Below are 22,158 nucleotides of genomic sequence, written 5' to 3' on the forward strand. Positions count from 1 at the left end.
CCGAGCGGGCGCCCCCGGGGTCCGCGGATCAGCCCCAGACCGAGCGGGCGATCCCGACGACCGACCGGATCTTCGCCCACTGCTCGTCCTCGGTGAGGACGTTGCCCTCCTCCGTGGAGGCGAAGCCGCACTGGGGGCTCAGCGCGAGCTGCCCGAGCGGGGCGAAGCGGGCCGCCTCGTCGATCCGACGGCGGACCTCGTCGGCATCCTCCAGCGCGCCCGTCTTGGTGGTGACGAGCCCGAGCACGACGCGCTTGTCGCCCTCGGGCAGGAAGCGGAGGGGCTCGAAGCCGCCCGCCCGGTCGGAGTCGTACTCGAGGAAGTACCCGTCGTACGCGGTGTTCGCCAACAGCGCCTCGGCGACGGGCTCGTAGCCGCCGGACGAGATCCAGGTGGAGCGGAAGTTCCCGCGACAGACGTGGGTGGTCACGGTGAGATCGTCGGGCTTGCCGTCCAGGATCCGGTTGAGGAGGGCGGCGTAGCGGTCCGCGATGCCATCGGTGTCGATGCCGCGCTCCCGGGCCTTCGCCAATTCGGTCTCCGAGCACAGGTACGCCCAGGCCGTGTCGTCGAACTGGAGATACCGTGCGCCCGCGTCGTAGAACGCCGCCAGCGCATCACGGTACGTCGCCACGAGGTCGTCGGTGATCGCCTCCCGCCCGTCGTAGGACGCCGGGTCGATGTGGCCGGGCTCCAGCCGGAAGTCCAGCACGGTGGGGGCGGGGATCGTGAACTTCGGCGTCGCGCCGGTGCGCGCGGCCGCATCCCGGAGCGCGCGGAAGTGATCGAGGAAAGGATGCTGCGCGGGGAACCGGATGGGACCTGAGATCTCGATGCCGCGGGGCTTGGTCTGCACGCCCTGGAACTGGATCCCGTGATCGAGTTCCACGATGTCGACACCGTCGAGCAACCCGAAGAAGTCGAAGTGCCACCAGGACCTGCGGAACTCCCCATCCGTCGCCACCTCGAGGCCGTTCTCGGCCTGACGCTCGACGAGCTCCGTGATCGCCGCGTCCTCGACCCCGCGCAGCTCGTCGTCGGACATCGTGCCCTGGGCGTGGCGGCGGCGGGCGTCGGCGAGGGCGGCGGGACGGAGGAAGCTGCCGACGATGTCGGCACGGAAGGGCGGTGTGGCGGTCATGCCGCGATGGTACGCGGCCGCCGGGTGGACCGATGAATCACGGTCCACCCGGCGTAACACTTCACACTGTCCGGCGCCCGCGGAGCGCGTAGGTCATACCGCCCAGGCACAGGAGCCCGGCCGCGAGGAGCGCGATCCCCCATGGCGCCTCGGCGCCCGTCATCCCCAGCGCGCCCGCGCGGACCACGGTGATCGGCGTTCGGATGTCGGACTCCCCTGCCGTGCTGATCACGACCGCGTGGGCGCCGACGGGGAACGATGCCGGGATCGCCACCCGGAACTCGACCCGTCCGTCCGCGCCCGCCGCAGGCACGTCCCGCACCACGATCGGATCGCTCTGCACCCGGGCGGCGATCTGCTGCCCGGGTGCGAGCCCGCTGACTCGGACGAGCAGCGTGCCGCCCTGCACGACCCGGCCGTCACCGACATCGACGCTCGCCCAGGCACCCGCATCCGGTTCCGTGGGCTCCGGCGTGGGGACGTCCGGGGTGGGAGTCGGTGTCGGCTCGACGGGCACGTCGGTCACCACCGCGCTGGGCGCCGAGACGCGGGTCACCGCGACCCGATCGGGCAGGCTCGCCCCGACGCGTACGGTGAGCGTCGCTCCCCGTTCCTGCTCGGTCACGGCGAACGTCGCGGCCTCGGCTCCGGCGATGGGGGAGCCGTCGGCCAGCCACTGGTACGTGAGAGTGGCGGCAGGATCGGCCGTCACCTCGACGGCCAGTTCGCGGCCGATCCACGCGTCCCCGCGCAGCCGCGGCTCACCCAGCTCCGCCCTCTCCGTCGTGCCGAAGTCCAGCCAGGTGCCGATCAGTTCGGCCCGGCCCTGGCTGGGCTTGCTCCAATCGCACACACCGGCCCCGAAGACCTCCTGCAGCGCCTGCCACTGCTCGTCCGTCATCTCCGGGTAGTCGCCGCGGACGGGGGCGATGAGCTCGCACTTGAGCACGTCACGCGTCAACGGCTCGCCCGCTTCGAACCGCGGGTCGGAGTGGTACGGGTAGAGCTGGTTGCATGTCTTGGCCGGGTCGGCATAATCCAGCGGCTCGGAGATGAACGTCCCCGACGCGTCGAAGCAGCCATCGGTCAGGCCTGCCGGACGTGCCTCGACGGTGCGCTCGCGCGAAGCCGGCCCACCCAGCGCGATGATGTTGTCGAGCCACTGCTCGAGCTGCGTCAGCGCCTGCGCGCGCATGGGCCCGGAGCTGGCCGGGCTCGACCCGCTCGTCCAGCTCACGTGCGTGTCGGCATCACCGTGCGCGGCCAGCATGCGCTCCCGGATGATGGCGGAACGGTACCGGTCGTGGAAGTCACCGGAGAGGTCCGCGTAGGGGCGGATCTCGATGACCGGCGTGAAGGCGAGCCCTCCCGTCATCGTGTTCACCCGACCGGTCTCGAACGCCCGCGTGATGGCCTCGACGCTGGCCGCGGAGCGGGCCGTGGTGCGTGCACCGTCGATGTCGAAGCCGCCGGCGTTCGCGTTCAGGCTCAGGAACTGATCGACCGAGATGACGCCGGCCCGGAGTGCCGACAGACCGTACTGCAGACCCACGCTGTCCGGGATGGGGCGGAGTGCCCGCCCCTCCTCGTCGACGCCGTAGACGTTCTTCACCATGTCCGAGATGGTGCAACGCAGACCGTCGGGGTTCTCCGGGGACCAGCGCGCCTCCACCGGGACGAGCGCGTTGCATCCGGCCGGATCCGTGTCCACTCCGGTGAACCAGCTGAATCCGACGCAGGTCTGCATGACGGCCTGACCGGTCACGGCGAGCTTCTGCTCGTCAGTCCAGCCAGCGCCCTCGGCGGATGCCCAATAGCCCAGCAGATTGCTGCAGTCGTGTCCGGTCACCGTCGTGGTGCGCTCATCCGGGTACCCGATGTCGCCCATGACGCCGTCGAGGATGCCGGGGTAGTTGTTCGCGAGCAGCAGTTGCTGCATCGTGCCCGCCGAACCGCCCCATCCGATCGTGTAGGTGACCGGTCCGAGCTGTTCGATGACGTGCTCCTTGACCATCATCGCGGTCTCGGCGCTGGTGACGTCGTTGCAGTTCTGCGCGTAGACGTTGAACGTGGCGGAGGCCACGGCATAGCCTCGTGCCAGCAGCACGTCGGTGAGGACCCCGCCCGTGCTGGTGCCCTGCCAGTAGCCGACTCCGCAGGCCCCCCCGAACGTGTAGGCGAGTTTTCCGTTCCAGCCGGTCGGCGCGGCATCCGGCGCGGGCTCCGGGTCACCGGGCTGGTGCAGCACGGCCGTCTCGTACACCGCGCGGTTGATCGTCCCCCGCTCCACCCGGACGACGTACGGGACTGTGCGACCGTCGACGGTGGTGGTGGTGAGGTCGGCCGGGACGGTCCCGTCGGCGGGATACTCCACGAACCGGCCCGCCGTGTTGCGGTACTGGTGACTCACGGTGGCGGCGACGACGTGGCAGTCCTCATCCACCTCGCCGAGGTTCCACGGGGACGCCGATGCGGTGCAGTACATCGGATGCTGGGGGCCCGAGAACACCGGGCCGGTGATCGGGTGGTTCTCCACCTCGACGACCGCACGTTCGCCGCCGGATTCGACCGCGAGATCACTGACGCCGAGCGGAAGCCCATCGACCAACCCGATCAGCCCGTCCCCGTGCGGCACGAAGACGTCGGTCACATCGATTCCCGCAGCGGTCACCCGCACGTCCGCGCCGGCACCCGCGACGCGGACGAGCGCATCCCCGCCCGTCACGCTGTCGGGCCGGCTGGAGACCACGGAGACGTCCAGGCCGGGCTCGTCGGCCACGGCCGCCGCGGCCGACGGAAGTGCGAGCGAGACGATCAGGCCGGCCACGGCGGCCGTGCAGGTCCATAGGCGTGCGAACGGTCGGTGTGTCATGTGCATCCTCCGCTATCGACATCGTCGTCGTCGGGGCGCCGTTGCCCCGTGCGACCGATAGTAGAAAGACGAATGACGCTCGTCAATGAAACCTCGACTAGTGGGTCGCGCTGCGCTCACCGAGTCGCTGCGGGGTGACGAACGCGTCGAGCGCTTCGTCCACGGCACGCACGTGGTCCCGCATCCGTTCCTCCGCTCTTGCGCCCAGGGCGTCGTACGTGCGGACGAACTCCTGCCGCGCGGAGCTGCGCGGCCAGTCGGCGGGCAGCAGTTCGGCCGGGTGGCCGGGGTCGATGTGACGGAACGCCTGCCAGCGGAGCATGAGAGAGGTGCGCGCCGCGAGGGCCGCGCCCTCGCCGAGAGCGCGGCCCTCGCGGGCGGGGATGCGGGTGAGGAAACGCGCGTACTCCTCGCGCACGGCCGTGAAATCCCACGCCCGCAACGGGCCGTCGGGCACCGTCATGGCGAGCGGAGCCCGGAGCGACGTGACGTCGAGCAGTCCCGCGTCCCGCAGGTGCGCAGTCGTGTCCTCGACGGTGCCGGTCGGCGAGATCCAGACCCCGTCGTAGAGCGGTGCGTAGCCGGACCAGCGCAGGAGCGCACGGGCCCGGTGGCGCAGCGCGCGCTCGGCCTCGGGGATCGAGAACATGAGCACGCTCCAGCATCCGTCCCACTCCGGTTCGATCCTGCCGAACGTGCGCAGCCACCCCGCCTGCTCCTGCACCATGTCGACGCCGCGGTGGGCCAGCCGGTGACTCGTGCGACGCCCCGAGCGGGAGACCTCGAGGATCCCCGCCTGCGCCATCCTCACGAGCGTGGCGCGGGCAGCGGGCTGCTTGACCCCGAGGTCCGCCATGGCCGCCAGGATCGCCCCGGTGGGCAGGGGTTCCGTCACGCCCCACCAGTAGTCCCCGAACAGCGTGAGCACCTGCAGCACGGGGGACTCGCGTCGCCCGGATCGGCCGAGGGAGAGCGCTTCTGACACGGCCCCATCCTCACATCTCCGTTCTCCGCGGGGGACACGCCCCGCGCGAGGCGGTCGGCGGCCGGTCCGGCTCGGTGTTCGGGATGCCTTCGCTCGAGTTTCCGGTCGCCTGCCGGGTGGACCCGACCGGCGCATCGGGTCTCGCCGGGCGGCAATTCCGGGCGCGACATGGGATGGCCGAACTACAGTGAAGGTGTGGACGATGTCCGTCGAGATCCCCGGGGAACCCCCGCAACGAAGCGCCTCAATTACACCGCGTATCGCCTGTCGCGCGCCCTGAACCGCGCGGCGGAGAACTCGGCGCTCGCCCGCGGCATCACCCAGCCGCAGCTGCTGATCCTGCAGGTGCTCGGCGAGGGGATGCCGCTGTCCAACGCCCAGGTCGCCCGCCGCACCTTCGTGAGCTCGCAGGCCGCGCACGTGGTCTCCGAGGAGCTCCTCGAGGCCGGGCTGATCGAGAAGGTCGAGCACCCGACCAATCGGCGCGTGCGACTGGTGAAGCTCAGCGAGAAGGGCTGGACCGAGCTCGAGGCGTGCACGGAGGAGCTCCGCGAACGCGAGGAACGGCTGTCCGCCGAGCTGGGCGCGGAGCTCGGCGACTCGCTCAACGAGGTGCTCGATCGCGCGGCGGCGCTGCTCGCCGGCGGCTACTTCGGCGACAAGGACGCGGAAGCCGAGGCCGTGTCGCGTCGGCGGCGACCGGAACGCACCCGCGCCAAGCGGAAGTCCTGACCCCTCACCCGGACGCGGACCGGCCCCCGGTACGCCACCACACGAAGGCCGCGCACGCGAGTCCGGTCACACCGCCGACCAGGAGCGCCACCTGGCCGGATGAGGCATCGATGACCCCGCCCATGAGGATCGCGCCCAGGGGCGCCACCCCGTAACTGCCCAGCGTCACGAAGGACATCGCCCGGCCGAGCTGGCCGGGGGCGACGCTCGCCTGCGCGGACGCCTGCAGGACGCCCTGGTAGAAGCCCACCCCGAGTCCGAGCACCGGCGCCAGCACGAGGAACACGGTGAGGTTCGGCGCCGCGGCGTTCGCGAGCAGCGCCAGACCGAGACCGGCGCACCCGTACCGCAGCGCCCGTACCGGCACCGAGGCGGGCGTCGCGGCCAGCATCCCGCCGACGATCGCGCCGAGCGCGTTCAGGGCGTGCGCCGCGCCGACCATCGTGGCGTCCCCGCGGAAGCTCAGCGAGACGGTCGAGGTGATGACCAGCATGAGGTTCAGGGCGAGCATCGCGATCGCGCTGTTGACCACCAGGATCGTCACGAACGCGCGGTTGCGCAGGAGCGCGACCGGCGCCGTCCCCGTCGTCCGGTCGACGCGGGGGCGAGGATGGAGGCGGGACGGGCGGATGAGGGCGATGGCGACGAACACGAGCGCGTAGGAACCCGCGTTCATCACCATGCACCACCCCGCCCCCAGTGCGGAGAACGCGATGCCGGCCAGACCGGGGCCGACCGACCGCGCCGCGGCCAGCGCGATGGTCGAGATCGAGACGGACCGGGTCAGCGTCTCGGGTCCGGCGATCTCGAAGATGATCGCCTGCGCGGCCACCCGGTCGAACGTGTTGATGCAACCCAGGAGGAACACCAGCGCGTACATCAGCACGAGGTCCACCGGAGTGGCCACCACCGCGACGGCGAGCGCGAGTCCCACCAGCGCCGAGGCCGCCGAGGTGACCAGCAGGATGGTCCGCGGCCGGATGCGGTCGGCCAGCCGCCCCGCGGGGATCCCGAGGATCAGCAGCGGCGCGAACTGCGCCACCGTGACCGCGCTCAGCGCCTGCGCGCTGCCGGTCAGCTCCAGGATGACGAGCGACAGCGCGAGGTTCTGGAACCACGTCCCGGTGTTGGAGACGACCTGTCCACCGAAGTAGAGGGAGAACCGGGGGTTGCGGAACGGCTGCAACGCCTCGAAGCCGCGCACCGGTCAGCCGCGGGCCGGCACGCGCGTACGCAGGAAACCGGCGATCCGCTCCCCCACCCTGGCGTTCTGCGTCGACCGGGAATCCGCGTTGTTCGCCCTGATCTCCAGCACCGGGATCCCGCGCTCCTCGAGCGCGGCGGTGATGAAGGACGCGCCGGGGGTGTCGTCGGCGACCAGGTGCACGACGCCGTCGACGCCGTGCGCGAGGGCCTCCTTCACGTACCAGCTCGAGGACATGGGCGGCACGTAGAGCAGGTCGGTGAGGCCCACGAACCGCGCGGCGAGCGTCCGCACCGGATCCTCGCCGTATCGGGCGTACCCGTCGGCGGCGATCGCCAGATACATCGACCAGACGAAGACCGCACCGAACTCCTCCTGGAAGGAGCGGTACATCTCGAGGTCCGACCAGAGCCCGCGGCCGATCCACATCAGCCGGCGTCGCTCGTCCGGATGCACCGCATCCCCCCGCTCGATCCGCTCCGCCACCTCGTCGTGCAGCCGCCGGGCGGCGGACACCGCCCAGGCGGAGCCGCGGTGCCACTGCGGGACCATGACGCTCGGGATGGAGTCGGTCACGGCCACGGGCGCCGGGCGGGCGGCGGCCAGCATGTCCCGCGTCCGTCGGTTCCAGGCCGCCTGCTCGTTACCGAGCGCCATCACCTCCGCGAGGCGGTCATGATCCAGCACCCTGCCGGTGCGTTCTTCGAGCCAGCCGATGAGACCGTGGATCTCGGCGGTGAGCAGGTCGATCCGGTCCGCGCCGAAGACGTCCTCCCACCGATGCTCGACGTCCGCCCACCAGCCGGCCGGGGCGGGATCGGCGGCGGTGCGGGACAGCAGATACGTGTCCGTCGCAGGCCGGCGCCCCCAGAGCTCGAAGATCTTGTGCGTGACGTCGCCACCGCGTTCGGCGATCGCGAACGACGGCTCGGGCAGCCCGCCCCACGGCGCCTCCTCGGACGGCAGGTCCTGCGCCCCGAGCGCGAGCGCGTCGTACTGGCGACTGTCGTCCGGCAGGCCCGCGGCGACGAGCCGGGCGAGGCTCGCCGGCCCCATCCGCTTGGCCGCGATCACGGACGCCCACCACTGGTTCACGACGTAGGGGATCCCCATGGCCCGCAGGATCTCGTGCGGGGCGTCGGCGTTGACGAAGGCGAGCGGCGCGCCGCCCGCGGTGGCCTCCCGGAGGCCCTGGAACCACTCCCGCTGGTAGGCCGTCGCGGCGACGGCGCTGTCGAGTCGACCGTCGGTCATGCCGGTTCCCCTCCTCGGGTACGCAGTTCGGCCGCGATGTCCGCGAGCGCGGCCTCGACGTTCTCCGGGGTGAGCCCGCGGCGTCGGACGAGCGGCATCCCCGCCGCGCCCAGCACGGTGGCGGAGGCGGCCAGATCCCACAACGGGGCCTCGTCGCCCGCGCGGACGAGCGCCAGGACGCCCTGCGCACCGGCCGTCTCGGCGCTCGTGCGGCAGAGCGAGGCACGTTCGGCGATGGTCGAGACGGCGGAGCCGCTCGACCGCCGGAAGTGCGCGGCGACGAGGCCCTGCGTGACGGTGGCGAGGTCGTCGCCGTCCACCGCGACGCCCAGCCAGGACAGGTCCCCGGTGTCATGGTCCTCGCTCACCACGGTGACGCCCTGCCGTTCCAGCGCGACGTAGAGCGCGGTGTCGGGATGATTGCTGCCGGTGACGTGAACGCGGAGGGATGCGGCATCCGGCTCTTCCTCCGCGGCGTCGAGCGCGAGGACGGCGTCCTCCGGCGCTACGCTCGCAGCAGTGAGCAGCGCCTGCAGGGCGGCGGTGCCGGAGACGGTGCCCGCCGGCTGCGCGCGTCGGCGCCCGCGCAGGCGCGTGAGCGCGTCGCCGACGGCCCGTTCGCCCGCTGCGGCACGCCGCCAGGCGGAGGAGCCCGGCTGGACCCCGGTGACGCGGGAGCAGAACTCGGCCAGCCGGGTGAACTGGACCTGCGCGAAACGCCGGGTGGCGGCGTCCTCTTGGCGGGGCAGATCGACGAGGTGGACCGGCGGGATCCCTCGGTCGCCCAGCATCCGCAGGACGTAGAAGAGCCGCAGGTGCGCCTGCGAGTCGTTGCACACCACGATCGCGTCGAGCGCAGGGGCGTCCGGCCCCAGGAGTTCGGTCAGGATGCGGGCCGTGACCGGGTCGACGGCGCCGAGGTGCGCGGCCGCCTCGGCGCCGATCGGGCCCGACCAGCTGCCGGTCAGGCGACGTGGCACGGCTCCGGCCGCGGAGACGAGCTGACGCGGGACGTCGTTGCCGACGATCCCGATCGTCGGTGCGGGTCTCACAGCACTCCCTCGCCGCGGAGGCCCCCGATCGTGGCGTCGTCGTACCCGAGCATCTCGGAGAGCACGTCCTCGGTCTGCTCACCGAGACCGGGCGCGGGACGCGACAGGTCGGTGCGACTGCGGGAGAACATCACCGGCAGCCCGCTCCCGTAGAGCCCCTCGACGAACCCGAACTGCGGGTGGATGAGGGGGACGACCTCCTTGCGGGCGAGGACCAGCTCGTCGCGCACCGCTTCCGCGGTGTCCCGCACGGGCGCCGCGGGAACGCCGTTGCCGCTGAGCGCGGCCAGCACCTCGGACAGCGGCTTGCGGGCGGCCCACTCCTGGATGCGCCCGTGCAGTTCATCGGCGTTCCGGACGCGGGCGTCGCGGGTCGCGTAGCGTTCGTCGTCGACCAGGTCCTCCCGTCCGAGCGCACGCAGGAGGCCCCCGGCGAACGCATCGGTGGGCGCGCAGATGGCGAACCAGCCGTCCACGGCACGGAAGGTGCCGAACGGCGCGAGGCGCGGCACGACGGCACCCGTGCGCAGCGGGATCCCGACGGATTCGAGCGCGTCGAACGGTTCGCAGGCGACGAGGGAGGTGAGGCTGCCGAGCATCGACACGTCGACGTGCTGCCCCTCGCCCGTCGCATTCGCGTGGATGACGGCGGAGAGCGTGCCGATCACCGCGAACAGCGGAGCGACCAGATCGCCCACCGGCAGACCGAACCGCACGGGGGCGTCGCCGGGTTCGCCGGCGGTCATCATCACTCCGCTGAGCGCCTGGATGATGGTGTCCATCGCCTTGCCGTCGCCCTCGACGCCCTGCGCCCCGAACCCGCTGATGGAGGTGTAGACCAGCGCCGGGTTCACCTCACGGACGGCCGCGTAGTCGATCCCGAGCCGGGCGGTGACGCCCGCGCTGTAGTTCTCCACGATGATGTCCGCCTCGCGGGCGAGATCGAGGAAGACCTCGCGGCTGCGCGGGTGCTTCAGGTTCAGCGTGATGCTCTCCTTGTTGCGGCCGCGCACCATCATGGACACCGACATGTCGTCCGCCGAGGTGCGCAGCATGCTGAGCCCGTCCGCCGTGACGTACGGGGAGTTGTTGCGCGAGGAGTCCCCGCCCCGGGACGGGTTCTCGATCTTGATCACCCGTGCGCCGAGGCCCGCCAGCAGCAGCGTGGCGTAGGGGCCCGCCAGCGCGGTGGTCAGATCGAGCACCGTCTTTCCCTCGAGGGGTCCTTTGGCTTCGCTCACGACGCCACTTCCTTCCTTGCGACCGTGAGACGGTCGCCCTGCCAGTCGAATTCGGTGTCGAAGCCCGCCTCGGCGGTGATCCGACGGATGTAGTCGGCGACCCGGTCCCCGCGTTCGCCGGCGCCGGTGGGCGCCGGGCGCGCGTCGCGGTCGATCTCGCAGGGGATGAGCGAGGCGCGCACAGAACCGTCGGCCGCCACCTCGACCCGGGCGATCGCCGTGTTCCGGCTCTCCGGATGGAACGGGTAGTCGGGCGTCTCCGGGTCGGGCACGAACCCGAACAGGCGCACCCGCTCACGTGCCCAACCCGCCCGTTCGGCGGCATCCCCGGGCCTGGCGGACAACGCCTTCGTGACGGTCGCGAAGTTCCCGAGACCGTGGAAGATCGGACGGTCACGGTACACCTCGACGCCCTTCAGGATGTGCGCGTGATGCCCGATCACGACGTGCGCGCCGGCATCGATCATCGCGTGCGCGATCTCGATCTCGTAGTCGGCGATCTCGACCGGTACATGCACGAGACCCTTGTGCAGGGCGACGACGACGACGGCGCCTTCCGCCGCGGTCTCGTGCACGACCTCGACCACCCGTGCCAGCGAGCGCGGTTCGGCGAAGGTGAAGATCCGCGGCGGTCCGCCGGGGTTGGCGCCGCGGGGTTCGTAGTGCGTGACGACCTCGATGTACGCGGCGCCCGGCTTCAGCGACGTCGCCCACGAGTCGCGGGGGCCGACGCAGTTGATGCTGAGCACGGCGATCCGCCGCCCGCCGCGGTCCACGATGGCCGGCGCCAGCGCCGCGTCGAGGTCCACCCCCGCACCCGCGGTCAGCATGCCACGGTCGGCGCAGTGCCGCTGCGTCTCCGCGATGCCCTCCGGCCCGAAGTCGTAGATGTGGTTCCCCGCGAGGGTCAGCACGTCGAATCCCGCGGCGGCGACCGCATCCAGCGCGCTCGGCGGCGCCGGGAGGGCGGGGACATCCGTCGTCAGCACCCGCGCCGTGCGTACGTGCGGGACCTCGAGGTGTCCGACCACCAGGTCGCCCTCGGCGAGTACCGGTGCGGCCGCGGCGAGCAATGCAGTGGCATCCGGCGTCTCGAGGACGAGGTCGCCGGTCGCGAGCAGAGTGATCATGGCGCAGACGTCTCCGCCTGCGAGGAGCGGGTCAGGAACGCCTTCAGCCTGGTCGAGCGCGGAGCCGCGAAGAACTCCTGTGCCGGGCGGTCCTCGATCACCTTGCCCTCCGCCATGAACACGCATCGGTCGGCGACGCCGCGGGCGAAGTCCATCTCATGGGTGACCACGACCATCGTCATGCCGCTGGTGGCGAGGTCCTTCATCACGTGCAGGACCTCGTCGACGAGCTCCGGATCGAGCGAGCTCGTGGGCTCGTCGAACAGCAGCACGCGCGGCCGGGCCGCGACGGCGCGGGCGATCGCCACGCGCTGCTGCTGCCCACCGGAGAGCTGACGGGGGTGCGCGTCGGCCTTGTCGGCGAGCCCCACCCGGTCCAGCAGCTCCAGGGCGCGTTTCTTCGCCTCGGCGGGCGCGACGCCGTGCACGGCGATGGGCGCCTCGGTGATGTTGCGCAGCACCGTCCAGTGCGGGAACAGGTTGAACTGCTGGAACACCATCCCCATCCGGCGGCGCTGACGCTGGACGTCGGCGTCGCGCAGCGGCCGGACGTGGCCGTTGTGCCGCTCGTAGCCGAGCAGCTCTCCGTCCAGGTACATCGACCCGCCGTCGATCGACTCCAGCTGGTCGATGCAGCGGACGAGGGTGGACTTGCCGGAGCCGGAGGGGCCGAGGACCGCCACGACCTCGGAGTCCTCCACCCGGAAGTCGACGCCGTCGAGAGCGGGGTTGTCTCCGAAGGATTTCCTCAGGCCGACGACCTCGAGCACGGGGATGGCTGTTCGTTCGGCGCTCACTCGGCGACCTCCAGTCGCTGCACGGTCTTCCGGACGCGCGTCTCCCGCGACAGACCTCGGTTGAAGCGGGCCTCGACGCGACGCTGCACGAGGGTCAGCAGCGTGACGACGACGAGGTACCAGATGACGGCGACGATGAGCATCGGGACCACCTCGTAGGTGCGGTTGTAGATGACCTGCACGGAGTGCAGCAGGTCGCCCATGGCGATCACGCTGACGAGCGACGTGCCCTTCAGGAGCGCGATCACCTGCGAACCGGTGGGCGGGATGATCACGCGCATCGCCTGCGGGAGGACGACCCGGGTGAACGTGTGCCACGGCGAGAACCCCATGGCCTTCGCCGCATCCCGCTGCCCCTGGTCCACGGAGGAGATCCCGGCACGGATGATCTCCGCCATGTAGGCCGCCTCGTGCAGCGACAGCCCGATGATCGCGGCGGTCAACGGCGTGATCACGTCGTTGGTGTTCCAGGCGAACAGTTCCGGCCCGAAGGGCACCCCCACGGCGATCTTCGGCAGCAGGTACGCGAGGTTGTACCAGAAGATCAGCTGGACGAGCGGGGGGACGCCGCGGAACACCCCGACGAACACGACGCACGCCCAGCGCACCGGCGCGAAGTCCGACAGCTGGCCGGCGGCGAGGGCCGTGCCGAGCAGCGAGCCCAGGATCATGCCGACCGCCGTCAGCATCAGGGACACCAGCAGCCCCATCAGCACGCTCGGGGCGAAGAGGTACTCCGCCACCACGTTCCACTCGAACCGCGGGTTGGTGACGAAGAAGATGGTCAGCTGGACGACGACCAGCGCGAGGAGCACACCGACCACCCACCGCCACGGTCGGAACCGGGGACGGGCATCGGCGACGTCCACCTCGCCACTTCTGGGCGACGTGAGGATGGGGATGGTCACGGTGTGCTCCTCGTCCGGCTCAGCCGGTGTACGGGTTCAGGACGGGCTTGTCGACGGATGCTTCCTCGATGCCGTAGGCCGCCATGATCTCCCCGTACTGACCGTCCTCGAAGATGGCCTCGAACGCCGCCATCATCGGTTCGGCGAGCCCGGATCCCTTCGGCAGGAACATCGCGAGCTGGTCGACGCCCGCGCCCTGCTCGTCGGTCTGCATGACGTACCCGTACTTGCCTGCCTGCGTGGCGATGAGGTCGATGGCCGAGGCCTGGGTCGTTCCGACCAGGTCGGCGCGGCCGGAGTTCATCGCGAGCACGGTGGAGTTGGTGTCCTCGAGACCGATGAGCTCGGCCGGGTCGAGGCCCTCCGCGACGCACCATTCGTTGAGTCGTTCGAGCTGCGTCTCGACGACGGAGCCCTGGACGCCGGCGACGCGCTTGCCGCACACGGCCTCGCTGTCGGGGAAGTCCTTCTCCTTGTCGGCCGGGTACACGTAGCTCGTGCGCGTCGTCATCCAGACGATGGCGTCGAAGTCGGCCTCCCGCTCGGGGGTGGCGCGCACGGGGCCGTTGAATCCGTCGTACCGTCCGGACAGCATGCCGGTGAGCATGGCGTCGAGGCCGGACGACGTGGCCATCTCGAAGGGCACGCCCAGCTGCGCGGACAGCGCCGCCTGGAGGTCGGGGTCGATTCCGGTGAACGCGCCGTCCGACTCGATGGTGCGGTACGGCGGGTGCGTGTCGCCCGCCATCGTGATGACGCCCGCCTCCTTGATGTCGTCGGGAAGGAGGTCGTACAGCGGCGCGTCCGCGCCGGTCGGGGCACTGTCGGTAGGTTCGGCAGGGGTCTCGCCCCCGGACGCGGCGCATCCGGCGAGGGCCAGGGCCGCAGCCACCAGCGGGATGAGAGCGAACTTTGCTCGCATGGCTTCTCCACATCGTTGTGAGGTCGGGACCCGGGCGGGACCAGTCAAGAAATATCATAAATCTTGATATTCGTGAAGGTCAACGATTCGTTTCCCCGGACCCGCGGTTCCCGCGCGGGGTCGCCTGCGCCCGGGTTCCACCGCCCCTGTCGGCTCCGCCCCGGGCCCCCGCCCTCCCTCATGCCCGGGTTCCGGCATCCCGCCCGCCCGGGTTCCGCCGCCGTTCTCCCCGCGAGACTGCAGGCAAACCACGAGACTGCGCGTGGCACGGTCGGTCTCGTGCGGGGCGTGCAGTCTCGCGGGAAAACAGCGCCACAGGGCCGGGCGGGACCCGGCCGAGGGGGGACCGCCCGGGCGGGGCCAACGGCGGCGGGTCAGGTCAGTAGACGTATTCCATCAGCTCGACGCCGAGCACGCGGAAGGCCTCGTGCGCGCGGAGCCGGTGGATCACCGACAGGTCGTCGAAGCACACGAACAGCGCGTAGGCGACGCCCGCGCGCGGGCCCGCCAGCACACCCGCCTCGGTGCGGATGCCGAAGGCCCGGCCCGTCTTGTTGATGAAGAGGAGTCCGTGCTGATCGTCGTCGTGCGCGAAGGGATCGAGACCGGTGGCCGACCCGACCAGCGAGAGGTCCTGGTTACGACTCAGCCACTCTGCGACCTGAGCGCTGACGGCCGGGTTCACGGCCGAGGAGTTCACCAGCGCCGCGAACAGCTGCGCGTACTCCCGCGCCGACCCCAGCGCCACGTGCGGCGCATCATCCGGCCCCCGGTGGTCCCGGAAGCTGTCCATGAGCGCGGAACGGGTCAGGCCCAGTCGCTCCGCGCGCGCCCGGACGGCGGGGAGCCCCACGCGTGCCAGCAGGGCGTTGGCGGCGAGGGCGTCACCGCTGGATGCGGCGAGCACCGCGATGTCGACCAGCGGAAGCGCGGGGGCCTTCAGGTGCTGCCAGATACCGCCGACATGCACCGGCTCGAGGGTGGACCGGTCCACGATCTCGAGCGGGTCGAGAGTGCCTTCGTCGAACCGCGCGGCGACCTCGACCAGCAGCGGCACCACGCCGAGACCGGCGATGGGCAGGCTCAGGTAGTCGTCGCCCACCAGCACCGAGCCGCCCCGGTCCAGGTCGTCGATACGGACCGAGACCTGTGCTCCCGACTCCGCCAGGGACCGCAGCGCCTTCAGCGTGGACGTGAACGAGCGCCTGCCCGCCGCAGCGCGCCGCGGCAGCGACTTCGACCGGCGCCGGGTGTCCCGGGCGTCCGTCCCCCGCGGGGGATCGGGCTGGATGGCCACGGTCGCTGTCCTTCCTCTTCCTCGGACCGGCTCGGAGCCCGCGACGGCGACGCATGCCCGTCGCCCCTCGGGGCGGGTTACCAGATGGTGACGCGCTGGTCCTGGTCCAGCCAGAGGCCGTCCGAACCGGTCACGTCGAAGGCCTCGTAGAAGGCGTCGATGTTGCGCACGATCTGGTTGCACCGGAACTCGTTCGGCGAGTGCGGGTCGATCGTCAGCAGCCGGATGGTCTCCGCATCCCGGCTCTTCTGCTGCCAGATCTGCGCCCAGCTCAGGAACAGCCGCTGGATGCCGCTGAAGCCGTCGATCTCCGGAGACTCCTCGTCGCCGAGCGAGAGCCGGTACGCCCGGATGGCGATGCCGAGCCCGCCCAGGTCGCCGATGTTCTCGCCGATCGTGAGCGCACCGTTGACGTGGTTCTCCTCACCGAGCCCGCGCGGCACCAGCGCGTCGAACTGGGCGATGAGGCTGGCCGTGCGCTCCTCGAAGGCGGTGCGATCGGCATCCGTCCACCAGTCCCGCAGGGATCCGTCGCCGTCGAAACGGCTGCCCTGGTCGTCGAAGCCGTGCCCGATCTCGTGACCGATGACCGCACCGATGCCGCCGTAGTTCGCCGCCGCATCCCGCTCCGCGTCGAAGAACGGGTACTGCAGGATGGCGGCCGGGAACACGATCTCGTTCATCAGCGGGTTGTAGTACGCGTTCACCGTCTGCGGCGTCATGTACCACTCGTCGCGGTCGATCGGCTGACCCACCTTGCCGAGCTGACGGTCGTGCTCGTGCACGTGCGCGCGGCGGACGTTGCCGACGAGGTCCGTGGCGTCGAGTTCGAGACCCGAGTAGTCCTTCCACCGCACCGGGTAACCGATCTTGGGGGTGAAGGCGTCGAGCTTGGCCAGCGCCCGCTCGCGCGTCTCCGGGCTCATCCACTCGAGCGACGAGATCGACTGGCGGTAGGCCTCGATGAGGTTCGCGACCAGCTCGTCCATCGCCGCCTTCGCGGTCGGCGGGTAGTGCCGTTCCACGTAGACCTTGCCGACGGCCTCGCCGAGCGCCGCCTCCACGAGGCTGACGCCGCGCTTCCAGCGTTCGCGGTTGACCGGCACGCCGGTGAGCTGGGTGCCGTAGAACGAGAAGTTCTCCTCGACGAAGGCGTCCGAGAGGAAGGCCGCCGCAGCGTGCACGATCTTGAACCGCAGCCACGCCTTCCAGTCGTCGAGGCGGTCCTCGCCCAGCGCGGCACCCAGGCCCTCCAGGAAGCTCGGCTGGGAGACGACGACCTCGGTGAAGGCATCGGCGTGATTCGGCGCGACGCCCTCCAGCCAGGGCTGCAGGTCGACGCCCGTGAGGCCGACCACCTCGTCCCAGGTCTTCAGGTTGTAGGTGGCCACCGCGTCGCGACTGCGGACGTTGTCCCAGTGATGCGCGGACAGTTCGGTCTCGAGTGCGATGATGCGGTCGGCGGCGGCGCCCGCATCCGGGACACCGGCGAGATCGAGGATCCGCTCGATGTGGCCGCGGAAAGCGGTCCGCGTCTCCTCGAAGCCGTCCAAGCGGTAGTAGCTCTCATCGGGCATCGAGAGGCCGGACTGCACGAAGAACGGCACGTAACGCTGCGGGTTGCCGGGATCGGGCTCGACGTAGAGGTCGATGATGCCGCCCACGCCGTCACGCTCGAGCTCGCCGACCAGTCGGAGGAACGAGGGGATGTCGGTGACCGTGTCGACACGGTCGAGCTGGTCGCCGAGCGGCTCGCGTCCCAGCTTCTCGATCAGATCGGTGTCGAGGAAGCTCGTGAACAGGTCGCCGATCTTGCGTGCCTCGGTGCCGGGCTCGGCGGTGCGGGACTCCTCGATGATGGCGCGCACGTCCTTCTCCGCCTGCTCGGCGAGAAGGTGGAACGACCCCCAGCGGGCCTTGTCCTCGGGGATCTCCGTCCGGTCGATCCATTCGCCGTTGACGTAGCGGTAGAGGTCGTCCTGGGGACGGATCTCGGCACTCAGTTCGTCGAGCGCGAGACCGGCGCGGGGGGATTCGGTCATGGCGACAGAATATGCCTCGGTCCTGAGTACCGTCTCCACCGCGCGTGCGGGGAGGGGTGAATAGAGTCGGGGGGTGGCCGTGGCATCCCCCGCAACCCTGAACCGGCAGATCCTCGCCCTCGCCGTCCCCGCGCTCGGTGCGCTCGTGGCCGAACCGCTCTTCCTGATCGTCGACGCGGCGCTCGTCGGCCATCTCGGCGTCGTGCCGCTGGCGGCACTCGGCATCGCGGGAGCGGTGCTGCAGACGATCGTCGGGCTGATGGTCTTCCTCGCCTACTCCACGACCCCGGCCGTCGCGCGCCGGTTCGGTGCCGGTCAGCACGGCAGCGCGGTCTCCGCCGGCATCGACGGGATGTGGCTGGCCCTCGGCCTCGGTTTCGTCCTCGCCGTCCTCGGTTATTTCGCCACCCCGGGGTTGGTGGGTCTGTTCGGCGCGGATCCCGCCGTGTCCGCGGATGCCGAGACGTACCTCGGCATCTCGATGTGGGGCCTGCCGGCCATGCTGATCGTGTTCGCGGCGACCGGGCTGCTGCGCGGCATGCAGGACACCGTGACCCCGCTCTGGATCGCGGGCGTGGGGTTCGCGATGAACGCCCTGCTGAACGCCCTCTTCATCTACGGCTTCGGCTGGGGGATCGCCGGGTCCGCCGCCGGGACGGTCGCCGCCCAGTGGGGCATGGTCGCGGCGTACGTGGCCGTCGTCGGCCGGCTGGCGCGCCGGCACTCGGCCGCGGTCGGACTGCGTCGCGACACGATGTCGAGCACGGCCCGTGCGGGCGGGTGGATGTTCCTGCGCACCGTGTCCCTGCGGGGGGCGCTGCTGGCGACCGTTGCCGCCGCGACCGCTCTCGGCACCGAGGAACTCGCCGGGTGGCAGGTCGCCTTCACCCTCTTCTCCACGGCGGCGTTCGCGCTGGACGCCCTCGCCATCGCCGCCCAGGCGCTCGTGGGCAAAGGGCTCGGCGCGGGCGACACCGCGCTCGCGCGTCGGGTGCTCGGGCGCACCGTGGCGTGGGGGGTCTGGTTCGGCGTGCTGGTGGGCGCCGGCATCGCGGCCTCGTCGGGCGTGATCGGCCTGGTCTTCACCTCGGATCCGGCCATCGCCGCCCTCATCCAACCCGCCCTGCTGGTGCTGGCGGTCGCCCAGCCCATGTGCGGGGTGGTCTTCGTGCTCGACGGCGTGCTGATCGGCGCGGGTGATGCGCGGTATCTCGCACTCGCCGGCGTGGCCAATCTCGTCCCGTTCGTGCCGGCCCTGCTGATCGTGCTCTGGGCGGGTGCAACGGGTTCGGCGGGCCTGGCGTGGCTCGCCGTGACGTTCTTCGGCGTCTACATGGCGGCGCGGCTGGTCACCCTCGGCTGGCGGGTGCGCGGCGCACGGTGGATGACCGCGGGCGCGTAGCCCGGAGTACGCGGAGGTGCGTCGCCGTGGCGGATGGCGGCGGTGCGTCGCCGGTGGTGGATGGCGGCGGTGCGTCGCCGTGGTGGATGGCGGCGGTGCGTTGCCGGTGGTGGATGGTTACCGAGGGGTGACCGGGGGGACGCCGTTCAGGCCCAGCGCCGGCACCACTCGTACATCACCACCGCCGCGGCGGCGGCGGCGTTGATGGACCGGGTCGAGCCGTACTGCGTGATCTGGACGTGGCCGGCTGCCACCGCGAGCGCCTCGGGCGAGAGACCCGGCCCTTCCTGACCGAACAGCAGTACGCACCGCTGGGGGAGATCGGCCCGGTCCACCGGAACGGAGCCGGGCACGTTGTCGACGGCGAGGACCGGGATGTCCTCCGCCCGCGCCCACGCCGTGAACGTCTCGACATCCGGATGGTGCAGCACGTGCTGGTAGCGATCGGTCACCATCGCCCCGCGTCGGTTCCAGCGTCGGCGGCCGATGATGTGCACAGCCGCGGCACCGAAGGCGTTGGCGCTGCGCACTATGGAGCCGATGTTCAGGTCGTGCTGCCAGTTCTCGATCGCCACATGGAACGGATGCCGATGCGCGTCGAGATCCGCGACGATGGCCTCCATCCGCCAGTAGCGATAAGGGTCCACGACGTTGCGAGTGTCCCCGTTCGCCAGGAGCTCGGGGTCGTAGTGCGGGTCGTCCGGCCACGCTTCGGGACCGCCCGGCCAGGGACCGACACCGTGCGCGGGCGCGGTGTCCGCGTCCGCGAGCTCCGCACCGGGCTCGACGGCCGCGTCCGGGTGTTCGGCACCGGCATCGACGGCCGCGTCCGCGGCCAACGAGGTCGCGGACGGAGGGGGTGTCGCGTCGTTCCCGGTCACCGATCCAGCGTATCCGCGCCCCGCCCCGGCGGCGGGGGTAGGGCGGCCTCGGCGGCGCGGTCTCCGGTCCCGGGTCGGCGGGTCGGCGGGTCGGCGGAGCCTCCGGTCCGGGTTGGCAGCCTCGGCCCGAGGGGAGGGTCAGCCGCGGGGCCACGGCGCCCACGTCCGTCAGCACAGCTCCGTTCCGTTCCGTTCCGTCGAGCACTACTCCTGCACAACCGCCACAGGAGTCACCGACGGCAACCGAACAAGCCCATCTGCAGGAGTTGTGTGCCGGGCTGGGGCCACCATAGGGCACCAGCCACGGAGGCTGCCGACGACGGCCACCGACCTCAGCCGACCGACGCACGGGCGTGGCGGGACATCCGCGGTGCCCGGGTCCGTCAGCACAACTCCTGCACCACCACCCCATCGGCCCCCGGTGGCCCCGACCCGGGTTCTTCTGCAGGAGTTGTGCCGGGCTGGTCGGGCGCCCCGGAACGGCGGAGGGACAGCAGCGGACGGGCACACGGAACGGCGGAGGGACAGCAGCGGACGGGGGCACGGGGAACGGGGGCACACAGGGAACGGGGCACGCCCTCGGGGCCGGACAGACCGGCGGGTACCCTTGATCCGTGCCCTCCTCCCCCGCTGTCGACGACTACCTGAAGGTCGTCTACCAGCACACCGAGTGGCAGGACGAGCGGATCACCCCGTCGCAGCTCGCCCAGCAGCTCGGCCTCGCCCCCTCGAGCGTGACCGAGATGGTGCAGAAGCTGGCCGCGTCCGGACTCGTCGACCACCGGCGCTACGGGCCCATCACCCTGACCGAGGAAGGCCGCCGTCGCGCGGCGGCGATCGTCCGCCGGCACCGCCTGGTGGAGACCTGGCTCGTGCAGGAGTACGGCTACACCTGGGACGAGGTGCACGACGAGGCGGAAGTCCTCGAGCACGCCCTGAGCGACCGCCTGCTCGACCGGATCGACGAGCGCCTCGGACGGCCGCGCTTCGATCCGCACGGCGACGCCATCCCGGATGCGGCCGGCCACACCGACCGGGTCCCGTTCGTGATGCTCGGCCAGGCGACCCCCGGTCACGTCGGACGGGTGCTCCGGGTGAGCGACCGCGACCCGGGCCTGCTCCGGGAGCTGGAACGGCTCGGAGTCGACGTCGGCCGCGTCACCACCGTCCTCGCGTCCGCCGGCACCGCGCCGACCGTCCGCTTCGACACCGAGCCGGTGGTGCTCCCGCGCGACGCGCACGACGCGATCTGGCTCTCGGCCTGACCCGCCCGCTCAGCGACGCGCGGACTCGAACGGCCACCGCATCCGCGTGGCGTTCTCGCACATCATCCAGAGCCGTTCCCCCACGGCGGGGTCCCGGACGAGCTTGCCCGGGCTCGCCGGCCGCGGTTCGCCGCGCACGATGGCGCTCGGCCCCCAGAGCTGCCCGCCTTCGACCGTCGGGTCCACGAGGGCGCGCACGAGCGACCACGCCCCGTACTCCTTGGACTGCGTGATCGGCGCCTGCAGGTTGTCGACGAACCTGCCCAGCCGGGACGGCTCGTTCACGCCCCGGATGCCGCGGGTCCGGCCGCTGGTCGAGTAGCCCGGGTGGGCCACCACGCTCGTGACGGGGACACGGTTCGCGCGCAGACGCCGGTCGGCCTCGAGCCCGACTGCCGTGCAGACCACCTTGGACTGCACGTAGGCCCGCCAGGGGGTGTAGCCGGAGACCAATTGCGGGTCGGTGGGGTCGTACGCCCACATCGACGTCGACATGCTGCCGAGCCACACCATCCGCCCGCGTCGCGCGGCGAGGGTCGAGAGCAGGGCGCCGGCGAGCGCGAAGTGACCGAGTGCGTTGGTGGCGAGCACGACCTCGTTGCCGTCGCGCGTGGTCTCGCGGGAACGGGGCGGGTGCACGATGCCGGCGTTCAGCAGCAGTCCGTCGAGGCGGCCGCGCTGACGGACCGTCGCCGCCGCAGCGCGTACCGAGCCCAGGTTGCTCGTGTCCAGCAGCAGGGTCTCGGCGGTGCCGCCCCGGGTCGCCGCGCCCGCATCCGTCTCCGCCTCGATCCGCGCCTGCAGCGCCGCCCGCGCCCCGGCGAGCCGGTTGGGGTGGCGCCCGGTCATGATCACGTGGGCACCGGCGCGCACGAGCTGCTCGCTCGAGAAGAACCCGAGCCCCGCGTTCGAACCCGTCACGAGGTACGTCCGGCCGTGCAGGTCCGGGAGTTGACGCGGATCCCAGTCCGCGGCGCGCGCGCTCACAGGGACGAGACTAGCCCGGCCCGTGCACGCCGCGGACCCCGGTGAC

The 22,158-nt window shown here is 71.4% G+C and carries 18 protein-coding genes; 3 read left to right on the plus strand and 15 right to left on the minus strand.

Going from position 1 to position 22,158, the window contains the following annotated elements; genetic code table 11:
• Window positions 1-28 precede the first annotated feature (28 nt).
• The 3 genes from F6J84_RS14355 to F6J84_RS14365 form a co-directional block, all read right to left on the minus strand.
• Window positions 29-1,141: a 5-methyltetrahydropteroyltriglutamate--homocysteine S-methyltransferase gene (locus F6J84_RS14355; RefSeq protein WP_150974449.1), complete on the minus strand. Its 1,113-nt coding sequence runs from the start codon at window positions 1,139-1,141 to the stop codon at window positions 29-31.
• A gap of 61 nt (window positions 1,142-1,202) precedes the next feature.
• Complete coding sequence (locus F6J84_RS14360; protein ID WP_150974450.1) at window positions 1,203-4,013, minus strand: DUF6351 family protein; 2,811 nt, start codon at window positions 4,011-4,013, stop codon at window positions 1,203-1,205.
• Between the two features lie 97 nt (window positions 4,014-4,110).
• Complete coding sequence (locus F6J84_RS14365; RefSeq protein ID WP_191905693.1) at window positions 4,111-4,998, minus strand: PaaX family transcriptional regulator; 888 nt, start codon at window positions 4,996-4,998, stop codon at window positions 4,111-4,113.
• Between the two features lie 195 nt (window positions 4,999-5,193).
• On the opposite strand from F6J84_RS14365, the gene F6J84_RS14370 reads away from it, so the two are divergent.
• Window positions 5,194-5,730 carry a MarR family winged helix-turn-helix transcriptional regulator gene (locus F6J84_RS14370; protein WP_191905694.1) on the plus strand — a complete coding sequence of 179 codons (537 nt, stop codon included), beginning with the start codon at window positions 5,194-5,196 and terminating at the stop codon, window positions 5,728-5,730.
• Window positions 5,731-5,734: 4 nt separating this feature from the next.
• Here the strand turns inward: F6J84_RS14370 and F6J84_RS14375 are convergent, their stop codons facing one another.
• From F6J84_RS14375 to F6J84_RS14420, 10 genes are all read right to left on the minus strand, one after another.
• The gene (locus tag F6J84_RS14375; RefSeq protein ID WP_150974453.1) at window positions 5,735-6,934 is read right to left on the minus strand and encodes an MFS transporter; all 1,200 of its coding nucleotides are present in this window, start codon (window positions 6,932-6,934) and stop codon (window positions 5,735-5,737) included.
• Between the two features lie 3 nt (window positions 6,935-6,937).
• A complete protein-coding gene (locus tag F6J84_RS14380; RefSeq protein ID WP_150974454.1) occupies window positions 6,938-8,188 on the minus strand; it encodes a 2-hydroxyacyl-CoA dehydratase family protein in 1,251 nt (416 codons plus the stop codon).
• Window positions 8,185-9,240 (minus strand): 2-hydroxyacyl-CoA dehydratase family protein, encoded by a 1,056-nt coding sequence (locus F6J84_RS14385; RefSeq protein WP_150974455.1) that lies wholly within the window; start codon window positions 9,238-9,240, stop codon window positions 8,185-8,187. Before F6J84_RS14385 ends, F6J84_RS14380 begins: the two co-directional genes overlap by 4 nt.
• Complete coding sequence (locus tag F6J84_RS14390) at window positions 9,237-10,481, minus strand: CaiB/BaiF CoA transferase family protein (RefSeq protein WP_150974456.1); 1,245 nt, start codon at window positions 10,479-10,481, stop codon at window positions 9,237-9,239. Before F6J84_RS14390 ends, F6J84_RS14385 begins: the two co-directional genes overlap by 4 nt.
• The gene (locus tag F6J84_RS14395; protein ID WP_150974457.1) at window positions 10,478-11,611 is read right to left on the minus strand and encodes a CapA family protein; all 1,134 of its coding nucleotides are present in this window, start codon (window positions 11,609-11,611) and stop codon (window positions 10,478-10,480) included. The genes F6J84_RS14390 and F6J84_RS14395 overlap by 4 nt, the downstream gene beginning before the upstream one ends.
• The gene (locus F6J84_RS14400) at window positions 11,608-12,408 is read right to left on the minus strand and encodes an amino acid ABC transporter ATP-binding protein (protein ID WP_275094017.1); all 801 of its coding nucleotides are present in this window, start codon (window positions 12,406-12,408) and stop codon (window positions 11,608-11,610) included. The genes F6J84_RS14395 and F6J84_RS14400 overlap by 4 nt, the downstream gene beginning before the upstream one ends.
• The gene (locus F6J84_RS14405; protein ID WP_202980458.1) at window positions 12,405-13,316 is read right to left on the minus strand and encodes an amino acid ABC transporter permease; all 912 of its coding nucleotides are present in this window, start codon (window positions 13,314-13,316) and stop codon (window positions 12,405-12,407) included. The genes F6J84_RS14400 and F6J84_RS14405 overlap by 4 nt, the downstream gene beginning before the upstream one ends.
• A 19-nt stretch (window positions 13,317-13,335) precedes the next feature.
• The gene (locus F6J84_RS14410; protein WP_150974458.1) at window positions 13,336-14,238 is read right to left on the minus strand and encodes a transporter substrate-binding domain-containing protein; all 903 of its coding nucleotides are present in this window, start codon (window positions 14,236-14,238) and stop codon (window positions 13,336-13,338) included.
• 379 nt (window positions 14,239-14,617) lie between these two features.
• The gene (locus tag F6J84_RS14415) at window positions 14,618-15,535 is read right to left on the minus strand and encodes a serine hydrolase (RefSeq protein WP_150974459.1); all 918 of its coding nucleotides are present in this window, start codon (window positions 15,533-15,535) and stop codon (window positions 14,618-14,620) included.
• A 77-nt stretch (window positions 15,536-15,612) separates the two neighbouring features.
• Window positions 15,613-17,577: a M13 family metallopeptidase gene (locus F6J84_RS14420; protein ID WP_150974460.1), complete on the minus strand. Its 1,965-nt coding sequence runs from the start codon at window positions 17,575-17,577 to the stop codon at window positions 15,613-15,615.
• Window positions 17,578-17,656: 79 nt separating this feature from the next.
• On the opposite strand from F6J84_RS14420, the gene F6J84_RS14425 reads away from it, so the two are divergent.
• Window positions 17,657-18,979 carry an MATE family efflux transporter gene (locus tag F6J84_RS14425; RefSeq protein WP_150974461.1) on the plus strand — a complete coding sequence of 441 codons (1,323 nt, stop codon included), beginning with the start codon at window positions 17,657-17,659 and terminating at the stop codon, window positions 18,977-18,979.
• Between the two features lie 146 nt (window positions 18,980-19,125).
• On the opposite strand, the gene F6J84_RS14430 is transcribed toward F6J84_RS14425, so the two are convergent.
• Entirely contained in the window at window positions 19,126-19,818 is a 693-nt protein-coding gene (locus F6J84_RS14430) for a TrmH family RNA methyltransferase (RefSeq protein WP_150974859.1), read from the minus strand.
• A 656-nt stretch (window positions 19,819-20,474) separates the two neighbouring features.
• Here F6J84_RS14430 and F6J84_RS14435 point away from each other — a divergent pair.
• Window positions 20,475-21,125: a metal-dependent transcriptional regulator gene (locus F6J84_RS14435; RefSeq protein WP_150892644.1), complete on the plus strand. Its 651-nt coding sequence runs from the start codon at window positions 20,475-20,477 to the stop codon at window positions 21,123-21,125.
• Between the two features lie 9 nt (window positions 21,126-21,134).
• Here F6J84_RS14435 and F6J84_RS14440 read toward each other — a convergent pair whose 3' ends face one another.
• On the minus strand, window positions 21,135-22,112 hold the full coding sequence (locus F6J84_RS14440; RefSeq protein WP_150974462.1) for an SDR family NAD(P)-dependent oxidoreductase: 978 nt from the start codon (window positions 22,110-22,112) through the stop codon (window positions 21,135-21,137).
• Window positions 22,113-22,158 lie beyond the last annotated feature (46 nt).

Source organism: Microbacterium caowuchunii (assembly GCF_008727755.1).
Classification (GTDB): domain Bacteria; phylum Actinomycetota; class Actinomycetes; order Actinomycetales; family Microbacteriaceae; genus Microbacterium; species Microbacterium caowuchunii.